This is a genomic window from Microbacterium sp. Z6_144, assembly GCF_057197625.1.
The window spans coordinates 90,881-111,205 of record NZ_JBXVPT010000001.1 but is presented as its reverse complement, the minus strand read 5'-3'; the positions used below and the strand labels follow the sequence as shown (position 1 = coordinate 111,205).

General features: G+C 70.2%; 21 protein-coding genes. 12 read left to right on the top strand and 9 right to left on the bottom strand.

What is annotated here, in order from left to right; genetic code table 11:
- The first annotated feature begins 69 nt into the window (after positions 1-69).
- Entirely contained in the window at positions 70-516 is a 447-nt protein-coding gene (locus AC2DGY_RS00550; RefSeq protein ID WP_484507749.1) for a MarR family winged helix-turn-helix transcriptional regulator, read from the top strand.
- 3 nt (positions 517-519) lie between these two features.
- Here the strand turns inward: AC2DGY_RS00550 and AC2DGY_RS00545 are convergent, their stop codons facing one another.
- The 6 genes from AC2DGY_RS00545 to AC2DGY_RS00520 form a co-directional block, all read right to left on the bottom strand.
- Entirely contained in the window at positions 520-1,002 is a 483-nt protein-coding gene (locus tag AC2DGY_RS00545; RefSeq protein WP_484507748.1) for a Cif family virulence factor, read from the bottom strand.
- A 69-nt stretch (positions 1,003-1,071) separates the two neighbouring features.
- Positions 1,072-1,692, bottom strand: coding sequence for a dihydrofolate reductase family protein (locus AC2DGY_RS00540; RefSeq protein ID WP_484507747.1), 621 nt, complete (start codon positions 1,690-1,692; stop codon positions 1,072-1,074).
- 44 nt (positions 1,693-1,736) lie between these two features.
- A complete protein-coding gene (locus tag AC2DGY_RS00535) occupies positions 1,737-2,174 on the bottom strand; it encodes a VOC family protein (RefSeq protein WP_484507746.1) in 438 nt (145 codons plus the stop codon).
- Between the two features lie 86 nt (positions 2,175-2,260).
- On the bottom strand, positions 2,261-3,571 hold the full coding sequence (locus tag AC2DGY_RS00530) for an MFS transporter (RefSeq protein WP_484507745.1): 1,311 nt from the start codon (positions 3,569-3,571) through the stop codon (positions 2,261-2,263).
- Positions 3,558-5,060: a carboxylesterase/lipase family protein gene (locus AC2DGY_RS00525; protein ID WP_484507744.1), complete on the bottom strand. Its 1,503-nt coding sequence runs from the start codon at positions 5,058-5,060 to the stop codon at positions 3,558-3,560. The genes AC2DGY_RS00530 and AC2DGY_RS00525 overlap by 14 nt, the downstream gene beginning before the upstream one ends.
- A 68-nt stretch (positions 5,061-5,128) precedes the next feature.
- Positions 5,129-5,881, bottom strand: coding sequence for a nuclear transport factor 2 family protein (locus tag AC2DGY_RS00520; RefSeq protein ID WP_484507743.1), 753 nt, complete (start codon positions 5,879-5,881; stop codon positions 5,129-5,131).
- Positions 5,882-6,057: 176 nt separating this feature from the next.
- Between AC2DGY_RS00520 and AC2DGY_RS00515 the strand changes: the two genes are divergently transcribed.
- Positions 6,058-7,041, top strand: a complete 984-nt coding sequence (locus AC2DGY_RS00515) for an Lrp/AsnC family transcriptional regulator (protein ID WP_484507742.1) — start codon at positions 6,058-6,060, stop codon at positions 7,039-7,041.
- Positions 7,042-7,103: 62 nt separating this feature from the next.
- Here AC2DGY_RS00515 and AC2DGY_RS00510 read toward each other — a convergent pair whose 3' ends face one another.
- Positions 7,104-7,685, bottom strand: a complete 582-nt coding sequence (locus tag AC2DGY_RS00510) for an NADPH-dependent FMN reductase (RefSeq protein WP_484507741.1) — start codon at positions 7,683-7,685, stop codon at positions 7,104-7,106.
- A gap of 145 nt (positions 7,686-7,830) precedes the next feature.
- On the opposite strand from AC2DGY_RS00510, the gene AC2DGY_RS00505 reads away from it, so the two are divergent.
- The 6 genes from AC2DGY_RS00505 (at position 7,831) to AC2DGY_RS00480 (ending at position 13,660) form a co-directional block, all read left to right on the top strand.
- Positions 7,831-9,078: a sensor histidine kinase gene (locus tag AC2DGY_RS00505; protein WP_484507740.1), complete on the top strand. Its 1,248-nt coding sequence runs from the start codon at positions 7,831-7,833 to the stop codon at positions 9,076-9,078.
- On the top strand, positions 9,071-9,733 hold the full coding sequence (locus AC2DGY_RS00500; RefSeq protein ID WP_484507739.1) for a response regulator: 663 nt from the start codon (positions 9,071-9,073) through the stop codon (positions 9,731-9,733). Before AC2DGY_RS00505 ends, AC2DGY_RS00500 begins: the two co-directional genes overlap by 8 nt.
- An 85-nt stretch (positions 9,734-9,818) precedes the next feature.
- Positions 9,819-10,073, top strand: a complete 255-nt coding sequence (locus tag AC2DGY_RS00495) for a hypothetical protein (RefSeq protein WP_484507738.1) — start codon at positions 9,819-9,821, stop codon at positions 10,071-10,073.
- 141 nt (positions 10,074-10,214) lie between these two features.
- Complete coding sequence (locus tag AC2DGY_RS00490; protein WP_484507737.1) at positions 10,215-11,099, top strand: ABC transporter ATP-binding protein; 885 nt, start codon at positions 10,215-10,217, stop codon at positions 11,097-11,099.
- 35 nt (positions 11,100-11,134) lie between these two features.
- Positions 11,135-12,202, top strand: coding sequence for an ABC transporter permease (locus AC2DGY_RS00485; protein ID WP_484509954.1), 1,068 nt, complete (start codon positions 11,135-11,137; stop codon positions 12,200-12,202).
- A 69-nt stretch (positions 12,203-12,271) separates the two neighbouring features.
- On the top strand, positions 12,272-13,660 hold the full coding sequence (locus AC2DGY_RS00480; protein ID WP_484507736.1) for a glucose-6-phosphate dehydrogenase: 1,389 nt from the start codon (positions 12,272-12,274) through the stop codon (positions 13,658-13,660).
- A gap of 35 nt (positions 13,661-13,695) precedes the next feature.
- Here AC2DGY_RS00480 and AC2DGY_RS00475 read toward each other — a convergent pair whose 3' ends face one another.
- Positions 13,696-14,718 (bottom strand): LacI family DNA-binding transcriptional regulator, encoded by a 1,023-nt coding sequence (locus AC2DGY_RS00475; RefSeq protein WP_484507735.1) that lies wholly within the window; start codon positions 14,716-14,718, stop codon positions 13,696-13,698.
- Positions 14,719-14,782: 64 nt separating this feature from the next.
- Between AC2DGY_RS00475 and AC2DGY_RS00470 the strand changes: the two genes are divergently transcribed.
- Positions 14,783-16,645, top strand: coding sequence for a glycoside hydrolase family 2 protein (locus tag AC2DGY_RS00470; protein ID WP_484507734.1), 1,863 nt, complete (start codon positions 14,783-14,785; stop codon positions 16,643-16,645).
- Between the two features lie 18 nt (positions 16,646-16,663).
- Here the strand turns inward: AC2DGY_RS00470 and AC2DGY_RS00465 are convergent, their stop codons facing one another.
- Positions 16,664-17,053 carry a VOC family protein gene (locus AC2DGY_RS00465; protein WP_484507733.1) on the bottom strand — a complete coding sequence of 130 codons (390 nt, stop codon included), beginning with the start codon at positions 17,051-17,053 and terminating at the stop codon, positions 16,664-16,666.
- Positions 17,054-17,354: 301 nt separating this feature from the next.
- On the opposite strand from AC2DGY_RS00465, the gene AC2DGY_RS00460 reads away from it, so the two are divergent.
- From AC2DGY_RS00460 to AC2DGY_RS00450, 3 genes are read left to right on the top strand one after another with little or no spacing between them, the layout of a single operon-like run.
- Positions 17,355-18,497: a type III polyketide synthase gene (locus tag AC2DGY_RS00460; protein ID WP_484507732.1), complete on the top strand. Its 1,143-nt coding sequence runs from the start codon at positions 17,355-17,357 to the stop codon at positions 18,495-18,497.
- Positions 18,494-19,186: a methyltransferase domain-containing protein gene (locus AC2DGY_RS00455; protein WP_484507731.1), complete on the top strand. Its 693-nt coding sequence runs from the start codon at positions 18,494-18,496 to the stop codon at positions 19,184-19,186. The genes AC2DGY_RS00460 and AC2DGY_RS00455 overlap by 4 nt, the downstream gene beginning before the upstream one ends.
- Positions 19,179-20,300 carry an FAD-dependent oxidoreductase gene (locus AC2DGY_RS00450; RefSeq protein WP_484507730.1) on the top strand — a complete coding sequence of 374 codons (1,122 nt, stop codon included), beginning with the start codon at positions 19,179-19,181 and terminating at the stop codon, positions 20,298-20,300. Before AC2DGY_RS00455 ends, AC2DGY_RS00450 begins: the two co-directional genes overlap by 8 nt.
- The last annotated feature ends 25 nt before the right edge of the window (positions 20,301-20,325 follow it).

The following is a 20,325-nucleotide window of genomic DNA, read 5'->3' as shown; positions in this document are numbered from 1 at the left end:
GTGAAGTTTCATCTTCATCCAGTGTAGGTGAAGTTTCACCTAGGTGGGCCGCGGGCCTACAATCGTGGAGTGGCGAACGCGACGGGCCTGACGGAAGACGATTGGGCGCTGTGGCGCGCCTTCCTTGCGGCCAACGCCCGCCTGACCCTTCGGATCGACCGTCAGCTCCAGCAGGGAGCGGGCCTGGCGCAGGGCGAGTACGGCACCCTCGTCGCCATCCTGGACTCGCCCGATCGGGCACTGCGCATCGGCGAACTCGCCGCCCAGCTGGGGTGGGAGAAGAGCCGGGTGTCGCACCTGGTGACCCGGATGCAGCGGCGCGGGCTCATCGAACGAACACCCACGGCCGAGGACGGACGCGGAACCCGTATCACCGTCACGCCGGAGGGCAGGCGCGCCATGCTCGCTGCGGTCCGCGGTCATGCCGACGAGGTGCGGCGCGCCTTCCTGGAGAACATCGATCCCGACGAACGCGCCGTCCTCCAGCGTGTGCTGCAGCGCATCGGCGATGCCTGAGGCCTACCCGAAGTAGGAGTCGGCCTCCGCCTCGGTGATCGGGTAGATCGCCGTCTGGTCGCGCACGATGTGCCACCCCGATGCGTCCGTCCGGCGCCACACCTGCGAGTTGTAGCAGCGCACGCGGGTCACCGCACCCTCGGGAGAGACCAGCACGGCGATGAAGACCATGCGCGCTGCGGCGAGGTCACCGGAGACGAGCACCTCCGGTTCTTCAGCGATCGCGTGCCGGGCAGAGCGCAACGCCGAGAAGGTCGGCCAGAACGCGTCGGCGTAGTCCGCCACCCGGCGGTGCGTCCGAAGCTCGGGATCGGCGTCGTCGAAGAGGAGCACGTCCGCGTCGAAGTCGTAATACCGCCCGAAGACCTCCTCGAACCGGCGGGCGGGCGCGCCCTCGACGCGGTCCCATCCGAAAATCCACTCGCGCTGCAGGGCGCCGACATCCTGTGCGGCGCGCCGGTCGATCTCACTCGTGTCGTTGACCATGCGTCCTTTGTAGCGGCTGACGAGGCGCGCATCCAGGGTCCGGTGAGCCCAGGATGTGCGCGACGGGCCTCAGCCCTCCATCGTGCCGGTGGTCACGTCGCCCCCGGGGGCGTACCGCAGGAGCAGGGCGCCTCGTTCTCCGGCGCGCGGCGGCTCGAGCAGCGAAAGTCCGAACGCCGGGCCACTGTCGGGGAAGAGGCGCTTTCCACGACCCAGCACGATCGGATAGACCCACAGGTTCAGCACGTCGAAGAGCCGCTCGCGCACCAGCGTGCGGGCGAAGTCGACGCTGCCGATCACGTGGATCTCCCGGTGCCGCTGCCGCAGCTCGCCGACGGCGGCCACCGTGTCGCGCCCCAGCAGCTGCGACCCCTGCCAGTCGAGTTCCGGCGTGCCGCGAGAGGCCACGTACTTCGGGAGCGCGTCGAAGGTGCGCGCGATCTCGGCGGCCGGGCCCTCACCGTAGACCGGCCAGTAGGCCGCGAAGATGTCGTAGGTCTTTCGCCCGAGGAGGAGCGCATCCATGCTCCGGATGCCCGTCATCACGCGCTCGCCGACGGCGTCATCCTCGATCGGCGCCTGCCACCCGCCATAGGCGAATCCGCCTTCCGGATCCTCGTGGGGACTGCCGGGGGCCTGGGCGACGCCGTCGAGCGTGGTGAACAGATCGATGTGAATGAGACCGGTCACGGTGCTCTCCGCAGTAGTGCCCGTAGCTACATGACCCCACGGGGTCAGGCCCGGCCCTGCTCCGCGAGGTGGGCCTCGGGCCCGTTCTCGGCGGCCACGGGGTCCATGTAGAAGAAATCGAGCAGGTTGCCGTCGGGATCCTCGAGGCTGCGGCTGTACATGAACCCGTAGTCCTGCGGGGGGCGCGGTTCGCTCCCTCCGGCAGCCAGACCCGCGTCGAGGCTCTCGTCGACGGCGGCGCGGGACTCCCTGCTGAGTCCGATCAGCGCCTGCGCCGTCGTGGCCGTGTCGGCGATCTGCTTGTCGGTGAAGGTCGAGAAGAACTCCCGCATCAGCACCATGAAGTGGATGTTGTCGTCCCACACGATGCACGCGGCGTTCTCGTCGGTGAAGAGGGGATTGATCCCGGCGCCGAGCGACGTGTAGAACGCCTTCGCGCGCTCGAGGTCGTTGATGGGGATGTTGACGAAGATCCTGGTCATCGTGCTCTCCGATTCGTCGGGCGTCGCGTCGGTGCGCCGCGCGCCCATGCTTGCAAAACGCCAGCCGCGCCGCTACCGACTTCCGATCACCTGCGGGTGGGGGTGCCGACGACGTCACTCTCGCCCCATACGGCGGAGCGGCCGCGGCGTCGGGTGCACGTCCTGAGAACCGCACGTGCGCCGACGACGAGGAGCGTGGCAACGCTCACCGCCAGGATCACGATGGCGAATGCGGCGATCGCAGTGCTCAGGCCCGCAGCCTGGGCGAGCAGCCCTACCCCGAGTACTGGTAACGCATTCCCCGCGTAGCTGACGATGTAGAGCCGCCTCAACGAGAGGGAGCCGCGACCGCCACCCGCTGCAGAGCTGACACGCAGCGCGCCGGCGAAGGTGAGACCCTGACCCGCGCCCGCGAGCACTCCCGCGGCGACGAGCAACGTGGCTGATTCGAACTGCACTCCCGCAAGCGCGGATGCCATCGCCGCTCCGATCGCAGTCAGCCCGACAGAGCGCGCGGCCGTCGCGGTCATCCTGCCGCTGGACAGGTGAGCGACGGCGCAGATCACGAAGACGAGGGCGATGCAGGCTCCGACGAGCCCGCTGGCTCCCCCTCCGCTCAGCTCGGCGATGTACGACGGCGCGAGCGCTAGGACCAGACCGATGCAGGCCCAGCCGACGAACGCCGCGACGACGGTGACGAACAGCTGCACACGATCGAGTGCGCCGCCTTCAGGCGGAAGCGCCGGGGACGCAGGACTCGCCGAGGTGACCGGAAGCCTTCGGGCGGCCCAGATGGTGACCGCGACCAGTACCAGGCCGACGACGATGAAGCTCGTGATCGTGGGCGCGGGCAGGTACTGCGCCAAGATGCCGGCGATCAGCGGTCCGGCACCGATGCCGGCGACGTTGGCAATGCCGGCTGCTCTCACTGCTCGTCCCTTGTCGCCCCGTGGAGCGAGCTCGCTGATCGTCCCGGTCAGGATGCCCGATGCACTCCCGACGGCGAACCCCTGAACGATGCGGCCGAGCACCAGCGTCGCCGTTCCTGAGGCGGTGGTGATGATCGCCAGGCCCAGGATGGCCATGAGCATCGACGCGATCACCAGCGAGTGGCGCCCGATTCGCCGCTCGAGACTCGGCGCGACGATTAAAGCGGGCACCACCGCGAAGACATAGGTCGCGTAGACCACCGTGACCATCGCGTCCCCGAGACCCAGCTCGCGTTCGTAGATCGGGTAGAGAGGAGTGAGCAGGTTCGAACTCGCGAGCACCGTGAACAGTGAAGCGAGCGTCGCCCGGAATGCGCGCCTCGTGGCCCGCGGCGATCCCCCCGCGGTGTGGCGATCCGATTCCGCGACGATCAGGGGCGAGGCGTCACCATAATCATCGCCAGGCATCGAGTTCGGCCGCGCGTGGGGCGTCCTCCATTTCGGCTGACCCTCCGTAGATCCGGGTCGACTCGCGCGAGGCGCTGAATCCTGCCCACCCCGGCTCGCCGGTCGTGGCGAACCGTACCCATGCCGCGTGCATCTCGGCGGCCAGCTCAGCGGGCACCGGTCCGTCGCCCAGAAGGCCGGACCCTCCTGAGAGCTCGGGCAGGTGCACGGAATCGAACACGAACGGCAGCTCGACCACGTGCGCCGCCCCGAGAGTTCCACGGACGGCGGTCGACCGCCAGTCGAATCGGTACGCGAAAGTCGAGGCTCGAGCGTCCGCAGCGTGAACGAGCGCCAGCTCCCTGCTCCCGGTGACGAACAGGGCATCGCCGAGGATGAGTGCTCGAAGGTCGCCCGGACTGGCGGAGGGGTGCGCCATCCTGTACGTGCGCACGAGTGCCTCCGGTTTCGGATGCACTCGTGCCGCCAGGCGCAGGAGGTCGCCGGGCTGGGTGGCCTCGATGTCACCGCCCGGAGCCAGATACAGCCGACCCTCCTCGGCGTTCGTGCCGACCAGGAGGTCGACCGGACCCGCTGCCCCCCGGCGGATCGCTTCGATCGGCTGCTCGTCCATCACGATCGCGAACGGATTCAGGCCGACCATCGGGTCGCGCACGTCCCCGACGCCGAGGTCCGGGGCCGTCAGCGCCGGCAGCAGTTCCAGGAATCTCTCGTCGGGGATCTCGCCGAAGGATGTCGCGGCAGCGGGAATACCCAAATGGTCTGCCGCCGCTGTGGTGACCAGGCGCGCCTGCGCGGGGGTGAAGGCGCCCCGCGCGGTTCCGCTCTGGATGATGGCTCGGGTGATGAGCGTGCTGCCTTTCGGGTCGGCCGCGATTGCCGCCGTGAGGATCGCGCCGGCTGACTCGCCGAATAGCGTGACATTCGAGGGGTCGCCGCCGAAAGCGCGGATGTTGCGCCGCACCCATCCGAGCGCTTCGATCACGTCGAGCATCCCTCGGTTCTCTGGAGCGTCCGGTAGGTGGAGGAACCCCGGCACGCCAAGCCGGTGCTGCACGATCACCAGCACCACCCCGTCCCGTGCGAAGGAGCTGCCGTTGTATACGGAGGCTGCGGCCGAGCCGCCGATCAGGCCGCCACCAGGGACGAAGACCATGACAGGGGCATTGCTTGATTCGCTCGGAGACCAGATGCTCACCGTGAGGTAGTCGTCGCCCCTCGTCCATCCCGTGCCGAAGTAGGGGGTGAGGTTGAGCGGATCGGTCGGGCTCGCCATTGTCGGCTGAGGCGCGGTTGGCCCGAAGCGGGTCGCATCGAACACCTCCTCCGATCCGGTCGGCGCGGTCGGCGCCTCGAACCGGGCCCGACCGCGGGGGGCGGCGGCGTAGGGGATTCCGAAGTAGGTCCGGTGGGTGTCGTGGTCGACTCCCCGCACGCGCCCGTACTCGGTGTCGATCAGGGTGGGCGCGCTCGTCCGTTCGGTGGTCATGTCGTCTCGTCTCGATAGTCCGCCGATGAGCGGCGGCCGGATGCAGGGGAGATCGCGGAACTCCGCGATCAGAACTTTCCGTTGTCGTTTGCCCAGGTCGCGCGTGGGGGGATCGGCTCTACGACATCCCAGTGCTCGACGACGTGACCGGCCTCGAGCCGGAACAGGTCGTAGAACGCGGTGTGGTCGCCGTTCAGGAAGCCCTCGCTCATGGCCAGGCAGAAGTCGCCCTCCCCGAGCACCCTGTGGAGTCCTTCGTAGCGGATCGACTCAGGACGGGTGAGCGCAGCGCGCAGCTCACCGATGCCGTCTCCCCGGTTCGGGTTGTGTTCGATCAAGTGCTCGGCAACGAGGTCCGTGAGCAGGTCGTGATCGCCGGCGATGTAGACGTCTCTCACGAGTCGCTCGATCACCCGCTTGTTGTCGTCGGCGCTTCCGGGGTCGGATGCCTCGACACGCCCGTCGGTCATCGACCGTGAGCTCGGGTTCAGTCGGGGAGCGACCGGCTGCAGATTGTCCCAATGCTCGACGATGCGGCCGTTCTCCCAGCGATGCACCTCGAAACCGACCAGCTCACCCATCGGCTCGAGGGCGTATTCGAGGTGGGCGAAGCTGATGTCGTCGTCTTCGAATGCGCGCAGGGGCCGCACCCGGCTGGTGCCAGGCGGTAATGAGTCGAGGAACGCGAGCAGAGCAGCGAAGCCGTCGGGAAGAGCCAGGTTGTGCTGGATGTAGGTGCGGGTGTCGAAGTGCGCGAGCGGCCCGCGGGCGCCGGTCTCGATGCTCTTCTGGATCTCGACGGTCTTCTGCTTGATGGACATAGGGGTGCGCTCACTTCTGATAGGAGTCCGGGACCGACGAACTCCGCGGCAGTTCGTGATTCCCATTGAAACAGCGCACTCTCGTCCGGCGACCATTTTCGATAGAAAGTGGTACCCGGGCCCGTCACTCCGCTCGAAACACATGAGGGGAGGCACTCAGGCGCCAGAATATGTATGTGGACACCCTGAGTGAAGCAGACCTCGCCCTCATCGACGCCGTCCAGGTCGAACCCCGGGCCTCGTGGGCGACCATCGGCGCGACACTTGATCTGGCCGCGTCCACGGTGGCTCGCCGATGGAACGCGCTCGAGGAGTCGGGCATCGCATGGACGGGCGCGACGCTCGGCTCAGAAGTGTTCCGCGGAGCGATCATCGAGGCGAAATGCGCACCCGGCACACTCGACGACACAGTCGAACTCCTGAGCGGGCTTCCGGACGTCTACACGGTCGGGCGCACCACGGGCCCGACCGACCTCTACGCGCTGACGATCGGTATCACGATGAGGCAACTGCGGCGCACCTTCGACAGCGTCTCTCGGCTCCCGTTGCAGAGCCTCGGATTCCATGTCTACACGCGGGTATTCGCCGGCCCGCGGTGGAAACTCAGCGTGCTCAACCGGCAGCAGGCCCAAACAGTGCGGGAGCGCTTCGAGACCCCCGTGGGGGCCGCACGCGTCGACCTCCATGAGCCCCGCCTGTTCGATGCGCTTGCTCGCGATGCCCGCCGCTCGTTGACCGACCTCGGCGAGGAGCTCGCGCTTAGTCCGGCCGCGGCGGGTCGCCGCCTCGCGCAGGTGCGGCGACGAGGCACCCTCGACCTGCGAGCCGACGTCGCTCGTCCGCTCGCCGGCTGGCCGTGGGCCGCGGTGCTCTGGCTCTCGGTTCCGGATGCGGCGCTCGACCAGGTGGGTCGGGACATCGGCCAATGGCCGGAGGTGCGCTTTTGTGCCCCCGTCACGCGGTTGCCGAATCTGATGGTCATCGTCAACCTCCGTGCACCGGACGAACTCGATGCTCTCAGCGGCCGGGTGGCTGCACTTCATCCCGAGGCCCACATCGTCGACCGATGCCTCATCATCCAGATGCACAAGGTGCACGGCCATCTGCTGGACGAGGTAGGACGATCGATCGGGTTCATTCCGATGCGGCCATGGTCGTGAGCGCGAAGCCCGGAGGACCGAAACGGGTCCCCCGGGCTTCGCGGGCTTGTGGATGCCGGTCGTCAGGCGGCGAGGGCCTCGGCGCGCTCGGCCACGACATAGCGGGCGATCAGGTCGGTGAAGGCGTCGAGGTAGGCGCGCAGGAAGGTCGCCGTCGTGTCGTCGGTGATCTCCCCCTCCTCGGTGAACAGCCCGGGCTTGGACTGGATGAAGCCCTCGGGCTGGCCGAGGGTGGGCGCGTTGAAGTGGCTCAGGATGGTCTTGAGGTGCTGCTGTGCGGCGGCGGTGCTGATGGGGCTGCTGGACGTGCCGATGACGGCGACGGGCTTGCCGTTGAAGGACATGTCTCCGTACGGACGGGCTGCCCAGTCGAGGGCGTTCTTGAGGACGCCCGGGATCGAGCGGCTGTACTCCGGGGTGACGATGATGACGCCGTCGGCGTTCTCGATCCTGTTCTTGAACTCGCGCGCGGCCGCCGGGATGTCCGCGTCGTGGTCCGGCGAGTAGAAGGGGAGCTTCTCGATCGGGATCTCCGCGAGAGTCACGTTGTCGGGGGCCACCGACTCGAGCGCCTTGGCCAGGCGGCGGTTGATGGAGGTGCTCGAGATGCTGCCGACGATGTAACCGATCGTGTACGAGGTCACGACTGTCCTTCCGTTGATGCGAGCGGGGGCGTCCCCGCAGGTCTATTCACGTGCAAGTAGTTTCCCCTCGGATCCATTCCCTGCGGGCGGACGTCTCCCCCCGCAGACGGAGGTCTCGAGCCGCGTCCGCCCGTACCGTGGAGGGATGCCGCCGCCCACCGCCGCTCAGCAGCGCAACGACGTGATCCTCGCCGCCGTGTTGTTCGTCGGCGCCCTCCTCAGCGCGGTGCTGTCCTCGATCGCCGGCATCTACGGTCCGGACCAGGCCGAGATGTCCCTCGCCGTGGCCTATGCGTTCGTGCTGGCCGTGCCGCTGGCGGTGCGTCGCCGGTGGCCGGCCAGCGTGGCGGTCGTGGTCTCGGTCGCGTACTTCGCGGCGGTCACCCTGCGTGTGCCCGAGCTGTACGCCGGCAACATCGCGATGTTCATCGCCCTCTACACGGTCGGGGCGTGGTCGAGCGACCGGCGGCGGGCCACCGTCGTCCGCATCGCGATCATCGTCGGCATGTTCCTGTGGCTGACCGTCGTGACGTTCCAGGATGTGACGGCGCCCGCGAGCGACGAGGGCTTCTCCCGTGCCGGGGCGTTCTCCCCCTACATCGCGTACACGCTTCTCACCGTTCTGCTCAACGCGCTGTACTTCGGCGGCGCGTACTACTTCGGCGAGCGCGCGTACGCGCAGATGCGCGAACGGCACGCGTTGGAAGAGCGCACCCGCGAGCTTGAACGAGAGCGTGAAGTGACCGCCGCGCAGGCGGTGGCGCTGGACCGCGTGCGCATCGCACGGGAGCTGCACGACGTCGTGGCACACCACGTCTCCCTCATGGGGGTCCAAGCCGGCGTGGCGCGCACGGTGATGGAACGCGACCTGCCGCAGGCGCGCAGCATCCTCGAAGGGGTCGAGGGGTCGGCGCGCGAAGCCCTTCACGAGCTGCGACAGCTGCTGGAGACCCTGCGCACCCCCGGTGCCGGCTCCGAACCCGACGCCGGTGCGGTAACGCGCGGACTCGCCGGGCTGCCGGGGCTGGTCGAGGAGACCACCACCGCCGGGGTTCCGGCGACCTTCACCGTGATCGGACAGCCCGAGCCGGTGCCCGACCTGGTGCAGGTGAACCTGTACCGGATCGCGCAGGAGGCGCTCACCAACGCGCGGCGTCACGCCGGGCCGGATGCGACGGCCGACGTGCGCCTGCGCTATTCCCCGGACGCGATCGAGCTGGAGGTGGCCAACACCGGCCGGGTGGGCGCCTTCCGACCCGGGCTCGGGCAGGTCGGGATGCGCGAGCGCGCCGCGGCGTCGGGGGGCACCGTCGAGATGGGACCTCGGGCACGAGGCGGGTATCTCGTCCGTGTCGCCGTGCCGCTGTCGGAGCGGGCGGGCGCCGATGCCTGACATCCGCGTGCTCCTGGTCGATGACCACGCCATGATGCGGGCGGGCTTCCGCACCATCCTCTCGATCGAGGACGACATCGTCGTCGTAGGGGAAGCGGCCACCGGCGCCGAAGCGGTGACGGCCGCCTCCGCCCTCGACCCCGATGTGATCTGCATGGACGTGCAGATGCCCGACATGGACGGCCTGGAAGCGACCCGCGCCCTCACCGATGCAGGCGTTGATGCCGCGGTACTCATCGTCACGACCTTCGACCGCGACGACTACCTGTTCTCCGCACTCGCTGCCGGTGCCAGCGGATTCCTGCTCAAGAACGCCGGGCCCGAAGAGCTCGTCTCGGCGGTGCGGGTCGTCGCGGCCGGAGATGCGCTGCTGGCCCCCGAGGTCACGCGCCGCGTGATCGAACGCTTCGCACGGCCCCCCGAACCGTCCGATGACGCCGGTCACCTGCGCCTGGTGCTGGCCGAACCGCTCACCGAACGCGAAGGCGAAGTGCTCCGTCTCATGGCGGATGCGCTCAGCAACGCCGAGATCGCCGCGCGCCTGTTCATCGGCGAGGCGACGGTGAAGACGCATGTGTCCAACGTGCTGCAGAAGCTCGGCGCACGCGACCGCGTGCAGGCCGTCGTGCTCGCCCACCGCTCCGGCATCGCCTGACTCCCGCGCTTCCCGACGGTGCGGCAGCCGCGAGCGGAATGTCAAGGGTCCAGACACGTCCGAACGCGCGCATAACCTCGCAGTCATGAACTCCGACGACCGACACGAGTACACGACGGACACCGAGCTCTCCGAGAGCGATGCGGTGCGCAAGGACATGTCCTACAGCCCGTCGAGCGACACCGACACCCAGCACAAGCAGGAAGACCCGCTTCCCGACACGATCGACGACGACATCGACCCGGACGACGTGCGAGCCGTTCCCGGCACCGGCGGGCCGGACGACTTCGGCGACGTCGACGTCGACCCCGATGACCTGAACATGCCCTGGCGGGAGTAAACGCCGACCGCCGGCATCACGGCGGATCGTCCTCCCCCCTGCGGGGGAGGACGACGACCCTCCCCGGGGTGGATGCCCCGTCCCCGCCTCCTCCGTAGCGTGAGAGTCATGGTGCCGAACGGCGCCGGAGGAGGAGGAGACGTGCTCCAGCTCGAAGGCATCACCAAGAGCTACGGGGGACGCCGCGTGCTCGATGATGTGAGCTTCGCGATCACGCCGGGACGGCTGACGGGTTTCGTCGGCGGCAACGGCGCCGGCAAGACCACGACGATGCGCATCGCGCTCGGCGTGCTCGCCAAGGACGCGGGCGTCGTCCGGCTCGACGGGCGCGACGCCACGACGGCCGACCGGCGTCGCTTCGGGTACATGCCCGAAGAACGCGGCCTGTACCCGAAGATGAAAGTCGGCGAGCACATCGCCTACCTCGCCCGGCTGCACGGCTACAGCAAGACCGCGGCCACAGCCAACGCCGAGGCGCTCCTTGACCGCCTGGGGCTCAGCGAGCGGCTGGGCGACCTCGTCGAGACGCTGTCGCTGGGCAACCAGCAGCGTGCTCAGATCGCCGCTGCGCTCGTGCACGAACCGGAGGTGCTGATCCTCGACGAGCCGTTCTCGGGTCTTGACCCCCTCGCAGTGGACGTGGTCGCCGGGGTGCTGCAGGAGCGGGCCGCCGCGGGGGCGGCAGTGCTGTTCTCCTCGCATCAACTCGACGTCGTCGAACGCCTCTGCGACGACCTCGTCATCATCGCCGGCGGCACGATCCGCGCGGCCGGCTCCCGCGAGTCGCTGCGCGCACAGCACTCCGGCCGCCGGTTCGAGCTCGTCTCCGGCGGAGACGCCGGGTGGGTGCGCGAGCAGCCCGGAGTCTCGGTGCTCGACTTCGACGGCGGCTACGCCCTGTTCGAAGCCGACGACGAGGCGTCCGCGCAGAACATCCTGCGTCAGGCCGTCGCCCGCGGCGACGTCGCGAGTTTCGCGCCGCAGCGTCCCTCTCTCGCCGAGATCTTCAAGGAGGTCATCCAGTGAGCACCTCGCCCACCGCCCCGAACGAACTGCAGAGCATGTGGCTCGTCGCCGAACGGGAGATCGGCTCGAAGCTGCGCAGCAAGGCGTTCGTGATCTCCACCGCCATCCTGCTCCTGGTCGCCCTCGCCTCCGTGCTGTGGGGCGGCTTCGCCGCCAACAGCAGCGGCGACGACGGCATCCCCGTCGCCGTCACCAGCCAGACCGAAGCCGACGTGCAGGACATCGACGGCATCGATCCCACGGTGGCCGACGACGCGGATGCGGCAACCGCACTCGTGAAGGACGGCACGGTCGACGCCGCCCTCATCCCCGACACCTCGGGTGGCACGTTCGACTACAAGATCGTCGCCGACGACAGTGTGCCCAGCAGTCTCATGGCCCTCCTCAGCCAGTCGCCGACGGTCGAGCTGCTCGACCCCCAGGGGGCGACCGACGAGATTCTGCGGTACTTCGTCGCCCTCGGATTCGGCATCGTGTTCCTCATGGCCGCGTCGATCTTCGGCGGAACGATCGCCCAGAGCGTCGTGGAGGAGAAGCAGACCCGGGTCGTGGAGATCCTCATTTCCGCCATCCCCGTGCGGACGCTCCTGGCCGGCAAGGTCGTGGGGAACACCATCCTCGCGATGGCCCAGATCATCGCGCTCGCTGCGATCGCCGTGGTCGGCCTGTCGGTCACGGGACAATCCGAGGTGCTCGCCGGGCTCGGGGCGCCGCTGCTGTGGTTCGCGGTGTTCTTCTTCTTCGGCTTCGTGCTGCTGGCGTCGTTGTTCGCCGCCGCCGGTGCGATGGTGTCGCGCCAGGAGGACATCGGAGCGACCACCACCCCGCTGACCATGCTCATCATGGCGCCGTACTTCCTGGTGATCTTCTTCAACGACAACCCGGTGGTCCTGGCGGTCATGTCGTACGTTCCGTTCTCGGCGCCGGTCGGCATGCCGCTGCGGCTGTACCTGGGAACCGCCCAGTGGTGGGAGCCGGTGCTCTCCCTCGTGATCCTCGTCGCCACGTGCGCCGCGGCGATCTGGGTGGGGGCGCGTATCTACGAGAACTCGTTGCTGCGGATGGGCGCCCGGGTCAAGCTCGCCGAGGCACTGCGCGGCTGAGGGGACCCGATCGACGGGGAGGCGCAAGGGGTTCCGGCGCCTCCCCGTCGCGTGGTTAGGGTGAGCCGCATGGCGGACACGACGACCCTTCTCATCCTCGGAGCATCCGGCGACCTCACCTCGCGCCTGCTGCTGCCGGCTCTCGGACAGTTGCTCGCCCGGGAGCCGCACCGCTCCATCCGCCTGCGCGGTGCGGGGATGGAGGAGCTGGATGACGAGGCCTGGCGCGACATCGTCCGCTCGTCGTTCGCGGCCACCGACTCCTCCGCGGCGTTCGATGCCGTGGCGTCGACGACGTACACGAAGGCCGACATCACGGATGCCGGCGACCTGACGGCGCTGCTCGCCGGCAACGAGGGCCGGGTGGCGCTGTACTTCGCCGTTCCCCCGGCGGTGGCCGAGCGGGCGTGCGAGACCCTCACGGGCATCGAGGTGCCCGAGGGTCTCATCCTCGCCCTCGAGAAACCGTTCGGCAGCGACGAGGCCAGCGCCCACCGCCTCAACGAGACCCTGCAACGCATCGTGCCGGAGTCACAGGTGTTCCGCATCGACCACTTCCTCGGGCGATCCACGACCCTCAACCTCGTCGGGGTGCGCGTGGCGAACCGGCTCATCGAGCCGGTGTGGTCGGCCGAGCACATCGAGTCGGTGCACATCCGCTACGACGAGACGCTCGGTCTCGAAGGCCGGGCGGGTTACTACGACCGTGCCGGCGCGCTGGTCGACATGATCCAGAGCCATCTGCTCCAGGTCCTCGCGATCCTGGCGATGGAGCCGCCCGCCACCCTTGCCGAGGTGGATTTCCGCGACGCGACGGCGGCGGTGCTCCGCGCGACGCACGTGTGGAACGACGACCCCGCCGGGTCATCGCGCCGCGCCCGGTACGCCGCCGGTTCGGTCAAGGGCCGCGAGCTGCCCGCGTACGTCGACGAGCCGGGGGTCGATGCGCGGAACGAGACCGAGACGCTCGCCGAACTGGTGTGCGAGGTGCGCACCGAGCGCTGGCGGGGCGTGCCCATCACCCTGCGATCGGGCAAGGCCCTCGACGATGCCGACCGCGAGGTCATCGTGCGGTTCCGGCCGGTGCGCCACCTTCCCGACGGGCTGACCGGAAGCACCGCCCCCTCCGTCCTGCGCTTCTCGCTCGGTCCCGACCGGGTCGCGCTCGAGCTCAACCTCAACGGCGGCGACGATCCGTTCGAGCTCGAGCGGGCGTCGCTGCGCGCCGACCTCGGTCCGGGTGCCCTGAAGGCCTACGCCGAGGTGCTGTCGGGCATCCTGGACGGCGACGCCACCCTCGCCGTTCGCGGGGATGCAGCGGAGCAGTGCTGGCGGATCGTCCAGCCGGTGCTGGACGCGTGGCGGCGGGGGGACGTGCCGCTGGACGAGTACCCCGCCGGCACCGACCGCCCGGCGTCCTGGCCGAAGCATCCCGAGGGCGTCCTCGACGCCTCGTAGATCGGCATCCGTCCCGGGCTGGCCCCTGCGCGCGCTCAGACCGGCGCGGCCGGGGCGCTCTCGCGGACGAGGAGGCGGTGCGGGACGATGACCGTCCGGCCGTCGCCGACGGCGCCCGACATCTGCGCGATCAGCAGATCCAACGTGGCCGAGACGAGGGCGGGCGTGTCGGCGGCGACGCTGGTGAGGGACGGGATGGTGCTCGCGGAGACCTCGATCGCGTCCCATCCACACACCGCCACGTCCGTCGGCACGGCGTGACCGCGGCGCTGAAGGGCACGCAGCGCACCGATCGCGGCCAGGTCGTCGCGGCACAGCACAGCGTCCAGGTGGAGCCCGGCGTCCAGGGCGGCACCGAGCGCGAGCTCGCCGCCGAGCGCATCGCCCTGCGCGCTGGCCACCAGAAGGGCGTCGTCGAACCCGAGGCCCGCGGCCTCGAGCCCCCGCCGGTAGCCCTCGATGCGGAGGGCGGAGGTGCGCGAGACCGCCCCCGGCTCGTGCCCGAGGAAGCCGATCCGCGTCCGCCCCAGGGCGACCAGGTGCGCGACCGCCTCCTCTGCGGCGGTGACGTTGTCGATCACGACGTGGTCGGTGCCGCCGGACCCGGGCGTCTCGCCGAGGAAGACCAGCGGAGAATCCCGGCGCGACTGCTCCAGCTCGCTGACGGAGAGTGCGTACGGATAGATCACGACACCGTCGACCAGACCCGCCTCGCGGTCGCGGAGGACCGACCTCTCCCCCTCGGCGGTGCCGCCGGTCTCCTCCAGCAGAAGGCGGTATCCGCGGTCGGCGCTGATGCGCGCGAAGGCGTGGGCGAGTTCGGCGAAGTACGGCCGGCGAAGGTCGGGGATCGCCAGCGCGAGCATGCTCGACCTCCCGGTCGCAAGGCTCCGGCCGGTCAGGTTGGGACGGTAGCCGAGGTCGTCGATCGCGCGCTGGACGCGCTCGCGCATCGCGGGACTGACGTGCCGGTACCCGCGCACGACGTTGGACACCGTCTTCATCGACACGCCCGCGGATGCGGCCACATCCTGCAGCGTCGCCCTGCGGCTCTCCACCGGGCCAGGATAGTGCGTGGTCGGCACCTCTTGACCCTGGTTTACAGCGCTGTAAAATTGCGGGATGACCGCGCCTGAGCCGATCTCGAGCCTGTCCACCGCCGACGCGGGGCTGCCGCTGGCCTCGCAGCAGGACGGCTCCTACCCCCGCCCGCAACTTCTGCGCGCGCAGTGGCGCGATCTCGACGGGATGTGGGACTTCCGTCACGACGACGCCGATGCCGGGCGCCGGGACGGATGGCACGAGGGATTCGACGGCGCTCGGCAGATCCGCGTGCCGTTCCCGCCGGAGTCGGCGGCATCCGGCATCGCGGAGCCCGGCTTCCACCCCGTGGTCTGGTACTCGCGAGCGCTGACGGCCGACGACCTCGCCGCGGCGGGTCGGTCACCGCAGGCGCCACGGGTCCTGCTGCACTTCGGTGCGGTCGACTACCGCGCCGACGTGTGGATCGACGGACGGTACGCGGGCGGGCACGAGGGCGGGCACACGCCGTTCACCCTGGACGTGACCGAACTCGTGGCCGCCGGAGACGAGCACCGCCTCGTCGTGCGGGTCGAGGACGACCCGTTCGACCTGACCCAGCCCCGCGGCAAGCAGGACTGGCACGAAGACGCGCACGCCATCTGGTATCGCCGCACCACCGGCATCTGGCAGACGGTATGGCTCGAGGCCGTTCCCGACGCGAGCATCGACCACGTGACGTGGTCCCCCTCGGCTCCGGCGGCCGTCGACGTCGTCACCCGATTCCGCGGCACCGTCCCCCACGGATTGCGCCTGCGCATCGCTCTGCAGTTCTCCGAGCGCGGCGAAGACCTCGGATGGATCGAGGCGGATGTCCCCGCCGGCGTGCACGAGCTGCGGCTCACGGTGCCCGTGCACCGCCAGCGCAACGGGCAGGCCGAAGACGAGCTGACCTGGTCTCCGGAGCATCCTCGTCTCATCGACGCCGTCCTCTCCCTGTCGGATGCGGGCGGGGCGGTCGTGGACGCGATCAGCTCCTATCTCGGGATGCGCACGGTCGGGCTGGCCGGCGGGGCATTCCTGCTGAACGGGCACCCCTATGACGTCCGTTCGGTGCTCAACCAGGGCTACTGGCCCGACAGCCACCTCGCTGCGCCCTCGCGCGACGCCCTCCGCCGGGAGGTCGAGCTGATCAAGGAACTCGGCTTCACGGCCTGCCGCATCCACCAGAAGGTCGAAGACCCGCGGTTCCTGTTCTGGGCCGACCGCCTGGGCCTGCTCGTGTGGGGCGAGATCGCCGGCGCGTACGAGTTCTCGCCCGTCGCGGTGCAGCGCCTGACGCGCGAGTGGATGGAAGCGGTCGACCGCGACGCGGGGCATCCGTCGATCGTGACGTGGGTGCCGTTCAACGAGTCGTGGGGCATCCAGCACGTCGCCGATGACCCCGCCCAGCAGGCGTACTCCCGCGCCCTCGCCGACCTCACCCGCGCACTGGACCCGACGCGGCCGGTGGTCTCCAACGACGGGTGGGAGCAGGAGAACACCGACATCATCACCGTGCACGACTACGAGGGCGACGGGGATGCTCTGGCCGCGACGTACGCCGATGACGCAGCCCGCGAGCGGCTCGTGTCGCGCCTGGCTCCCTCAGGACGCCGGCAGTTCGTGGGCGGGGCGGCGGATGCGGGGCAGCCGGTGATGCTGACCGAGTTCGGCGGCGTGAACTACCAGCCCGGTGAGGAGCGGCCCGACGGCTGGGGATACACCAGCGCCGCCGACGCGGCGGATTGGATCGCGCGCATCACCGCGCTGTACGACGCGACCCGGGCGAGTCGCTTCCTCGCAGGCACCTGCTACACCCAGCTGACCGACACCATGCAGGAGACCAACGGCCTCCTGACCGCCGACCGGGTGCCCAAGGCACCGATCGAGGACATCCGGCGGGCCATCACCGGCGAAGGCTGAGCCCGGGGAGGGACGCCGCTACTGCTCGTCGGCCTGCAGCACGGATAGGACGTTGCCGGCGGGGTCGTGGAACCAGGCGATGGCGGGCCCGTCCCCCTCCCGCAGGATCCCTTTCGCGTCGGTGGGGAACTCGGCATCGTCGTAGATCTTCGTCACCACGCCGCGGGCGTTGAGATCGTCGACCGCCGACTCCACGTCGGAGACGGGGAAGTTCAGGATCGTGAAGCTCGCCGGCTCATGATTCGGCTTGGCGTAGACGAGGACGTGCGCGCCGGAGCCGAGGAGGAGCTCGAGGAAGCCCATGTCGTTGGCGACGACGTCGAGCCCGAGCGTGTCGCGGTAGAACGTGCGCGCGGCGTCGATGTCATCCACGGAGAATCCGCTGTAGGCGGAGGTCGGGTCGAACATGCTTCCTCCTTCGCGGCGCACTCGGCCGCCCCCTCGATGGTGCGCCCGTTCGGCGGTGCTGTCCAGCGTCGCCGCGACCGAGTCCGGGCGGCCCATGCCGAAGGCCCGCCCTCCGTTCAAAATTCAGGAGAAACCGTCGCTTTCGCGCCCGTGGGACGCTCCCCGGGTCGATTCCTCCTGAGTTTTGAACGCGCCGGGGGCGGGGGGAGCCTGGTGCGTCGCGCACGGCGGCGGGTAGCACGGGGTGGCGCGTCGCCACCAGCCCCGCCGCGCCCACAGCTACGGGTGCCTAGAGTGAATCATGACCGCCAGCATCTCCGGCCTCGGAACTGCTCTGCCTCCGACGCGTCTCGCACAGGATCAGGTGCGCGCGATCATGGCCGCGCAACCGGATCTCGACCGGCGGACGCGCCGCTGGATCGACGCCGCCTTCGCCGCATCGGCGATCCAGACGCGCCACACCGTCCTCGCCGAACTCGGCGGCACCGCCTCCGGTCTGCACATCCTGCACGAGGGCCGTCTGCTCTTCCCCTCGACCAAGGAGCGCAACGACGAGTTCCGCCGCGTGGCCCCTCCGCTGTTCGCCGAAGCCGCACGCGCTGCGCTGGAAGCCGCCGACACCGACCCGTCGGAGGTGACCCACGTCATCACGGTCTCGTGCACGGGCCTGTTCAGTCCCGGGCCGGACGCGCTGCTCGTCCACGATCTCGGCCTCAACCCCTCCGTCGAGCGCGACCACCTCGGCTTCATCGGCTGCGCCGCCGCGATCCCCGCGCTCCGCCTGGCGTCGCGGATCGTGGCCACCGACCCGGATGCGGTCGTCCTCATCTCCGCGGTCGAACTGTGCTCGCTGCACATCCGCAGTTCGAACGACCCCGAGCAGATCGTCTCGGCATCGTTGTTCGCCGACGGCGCGGCAGCCGCCGTGGTCTCCGGCGACCCGTCGCGCGGACGAGGGAGACGGCTCGACCTCCACGGTTTCGCCACCCGCCTCACCGGCGAAGGCGAGAAGGACATGACCTGGATCGTGGGTGACAACGGCTTCGAGATGACCCTCACCGCGCAGGTGCCGCGCATCATCGGCCGTGAGATCGGCGCCATCGTGGACGACGTCTTCGGCGGCTCGGACACCGTCGACACATGGGCGGTGCACCCCGGCGGGCGGAGCATCCTGGATCGGGTCGAAAGCGGGCTGGGGCTTGCCCCCGATGCGCTCAGCGCGTCGCGCGCGGTGCTGCGCGACTACGGCAACATGTCGAGCACGACGCTGCTGTTCATCCTGCGCGCGATGCTCGAAGACGATGCCCGGCCCGACGGCGAGCGCATCGGTGCACTCGCGTTCGGCCCGGGGCTCACGGTGGAATCGGCACGCCTGGTGGTCCGCGACAGCGCCGCCGCGGAGCATCCCCCGGCCGGCCTGCAGCCGGCGCTCGCCCGGCGATGACCATCCGCCACCGCGACCACGCGCTGACCGAACTCATGGACGACCCGGCGTGCGACCCCGGGCGCCTCGCCGCGACCTACCGGCGCTTCGGCGTGGTGAACCGGCTGGTCACGGGCTGGGGAGCGGTGTGGCGGAGCACCCTGCGGCCGTTCCTGTCCGACCTCGGCCGCCCCGCCCGCGTGCTCGACCTGGGTTCCGGCGGCGGGGACCTGGCCGAGCGGCTCGCGGGCCTGGCGCGGCGCGACGGCGTGCCGATCACCGTGACCGGCGCCGACCCCGACCCGCGCGCGCACGCGGCCGCCACGGCGCGCAAGGCGCCGGGAGTGCGATTCGTCTGCGCGGGCTCGGGGGAACTCTTAGCCGCCGGCGAGGAGTTCGACGCCGTCGTGTCCAACCACGTGCTGCACCACCTCGACGCGGCATCCCTCGACACGTTCGCCGCCGACTCGCGCGCCCTGTCTCGCGGCATCGTGCTGCACAGCGACATCGCGCGCGGGCGGCTCGCGTACGGGCTGTACGCCGTGGGGATCACCCCGCTCGCACCGGGGACGTTCCTGCGCACCGACGGGCTGCGCTCGATCCGCCGCAGCTACCGCGCGGAGGAACTGGCCCGCGCCCTGGGCGGCGGCTGGACGGTGACGCAGCCGGCGCCGTTCCGCGTGATGGCGGAGGCGCGGAGCGGTGCCTGACGTCATCGTCATCGGGGCGGGGCCCGTGGGCACGCTGCTCTCGGCGGAACTGGCCCGCCGCGGCGTGGACGTCACCGTCATCGAGCGCCGTTCGGACCCCTCCGCGGGCTCCCGCGCGATCGGCGTGCACGCGCCCGTGCTCGCTGCCCTCGAGGCGTCGGGTGCGACCGAACGCCTCCTGGCCGATGCCCGCCGGGTGTCGGCGGGCGAGGCTCGATCGGGAGGCCGGGTGATCGGAGTCGTGCGGTTCGACCGCCTGTCTCGGCGCTTCCCCTTCGTCGCGACCCTCCCGCAGCCGGCGACGCATCGGGCGCTGGCGGTGGATGCTCCGGCCCCGGTGGTGGGCGAGGTCACTGCCGTGCGGGACCGCGGCGGTCCGGCCGTGACCTACCGCTCGGGTGAGGACGAGGTGGTGCTGAGCGCGCGGCTCGTGGTGGTCGCGGGAGGGCCGCGGGCCCGGTGGCTGCTGTACCGGCGGGAGGCCGTGCGCGTGCAGGCCTACCCCGACCGCTTCGTGATGGCCGACCTGGCCGTCGACGGCCCCGAGCACGGCGTGGTGCACCTCGACCGCGTGGGCGTGCTGGAGTCCCTGCCGCTGCCTGGGGGCCTCCGCCGGTTCGTGGCGCCGGCGACGGGCGCGGATGATCCGGCGACCCGGGTGGCCGAGTTGCGTGCGGCGCTGCAGGCGCGGGGTGAGGACGAGGCGGCCGCGACCATCGAGAGCGCTGATGGGTTCGCCATCCGCCGCACCCTCGCACGACGGATGCGCCGCGGACCGCTCTTCGCGATCGGCGACGCCGCCCACGAGGTGAGCCCCATGGGCGGGCAGGGCATGAATCTGGGGCTGCTGGATGCTGCGACCCTCGCGCCTCTCCTGGCCGCGTGGGTGCGTTCGGGCGTGGCGCCCGAGGCAGAGTTGCGGCGGTGGGAGGCGAGGCGGCGCGCCTCGGCCCGGACGTCGGGGCTCATCGCGAGCATGAACACGGTCCTCGGCCGCCCGGCATCGGCCGGGGTGGACGCCGTGCGTCGCACCGCGATGCGCGCAGCCCTGGCCACTCCCGCGGGCGCGCTCCTGGCCCACGCCTACACGATGGGCTTCGACCGCGACGCCTGACGGGCGCGGAGCCGGTGCTAGGCGG

Excerpts from the sequence above, each read along its gene's own strand:
- AC2DGY_RS00460 (WP_484507732.1), top strand. The coding sequence starts at position 17,355 with ATGACCGCCAGCATCTCCGGCCTCGGAACTGCTCTGCCTCCGACGCGT.
- AC2DGY_RS00465 (WP_484507733.1), bottom strand. The coding sequence starts at position 17,053 with ATGTTCGACCCGACCTCCGCCTACAGCGGATTCTCCGTGGATGACATC.
- AC2DGY_RS00520 (WP_484507743.1), bottom strand. The coding sequence starts at position 5,881 with ATGTCCATCAAGCAGAAGACCGTCGAGATCCAGAAGAGCATCGAGACC.
- AC2DGY_RS00495 (WP_484507738.1), top strand. The coding sequence starts at position 9,819 with ATGAACTCCGACGACCGACACGAGTACACGACGGACACCGAGCTCTCC.
- AC2DGY_RS00480 (WP_484507736.1), top strand. The coding sequence starts at position 12,272 with ATGGCGGACACGACGACCCTTCTCATCCTCGGAGCATCCGGCGACCTC.
- AC2DGY_RS00545 (WP_484507748.1), bottom strand. The coding sequence starts at position 1,002 with ATGGTCAACGACACGAGTGAGATCGACCGGCGCGCCGCACAGGATGTC.
- AC2DGY_RS00500 (WP_484507739.1), top strand. The coding sequence starts at position 9,071 with ATGCCTGACATCCGCGTGCTCCTGGTCGATGACCACGCCATGATGCGG.
- AC2DGY_RS00455 (WP_484507731.1), top strand. The coding sequence starts at position 18,494 with ATGACCATCCGCCACCGCGACCACGCGCTGACCGAACTCATGGACGAC.
- AC2DGY_RS00530 (WP_484507745.1), bottom strand. The coding sequence starts at position 3,571 with ATGCCTGGCGATGATTATGGTGACGCCTCGCCCCTGATCGTCGCGGAA.
- AC2DGY_RS00505 (WP_484507740.1), top strand. The coding sequence starts at position 7,831 with ATGCCGCCGCCCACCGCCGCTCAGCAGCGCAACGACGTGATCCTCGCC.
- AC2DGY_RS00525 (WP_484507744.1), bottom strand. The coding sequence starts at position 5,060 with ATGACCACCGAACGGACGAGCGCGCCCACCCTGATCGACACCGAGTAC.
- AC2DGY_RS00485 (WP_484509954.1), top strand. The coding sequence starts at position 11,135 with ATGTGGCTCGTCGCCGAACGGGAGATCGGCTCGAAGCTGCGCAGCAAG.
- AC2DGY_RS00470 (WP_484507734.1), top strand. The coding sequence starts at position 14,783 with ATGACCGCGCCTGAGCCGATCTCGAGCCTGTCCACCGCCGACGCGGGG.
- AC2DGY_RS00535 (WP_484507746.1), bottom strand. The coding sequence starts at position 2,174 with ATGACCAGGATCTTCGTCAACATCCCCATCAACGACCTCGAGCGCGCG.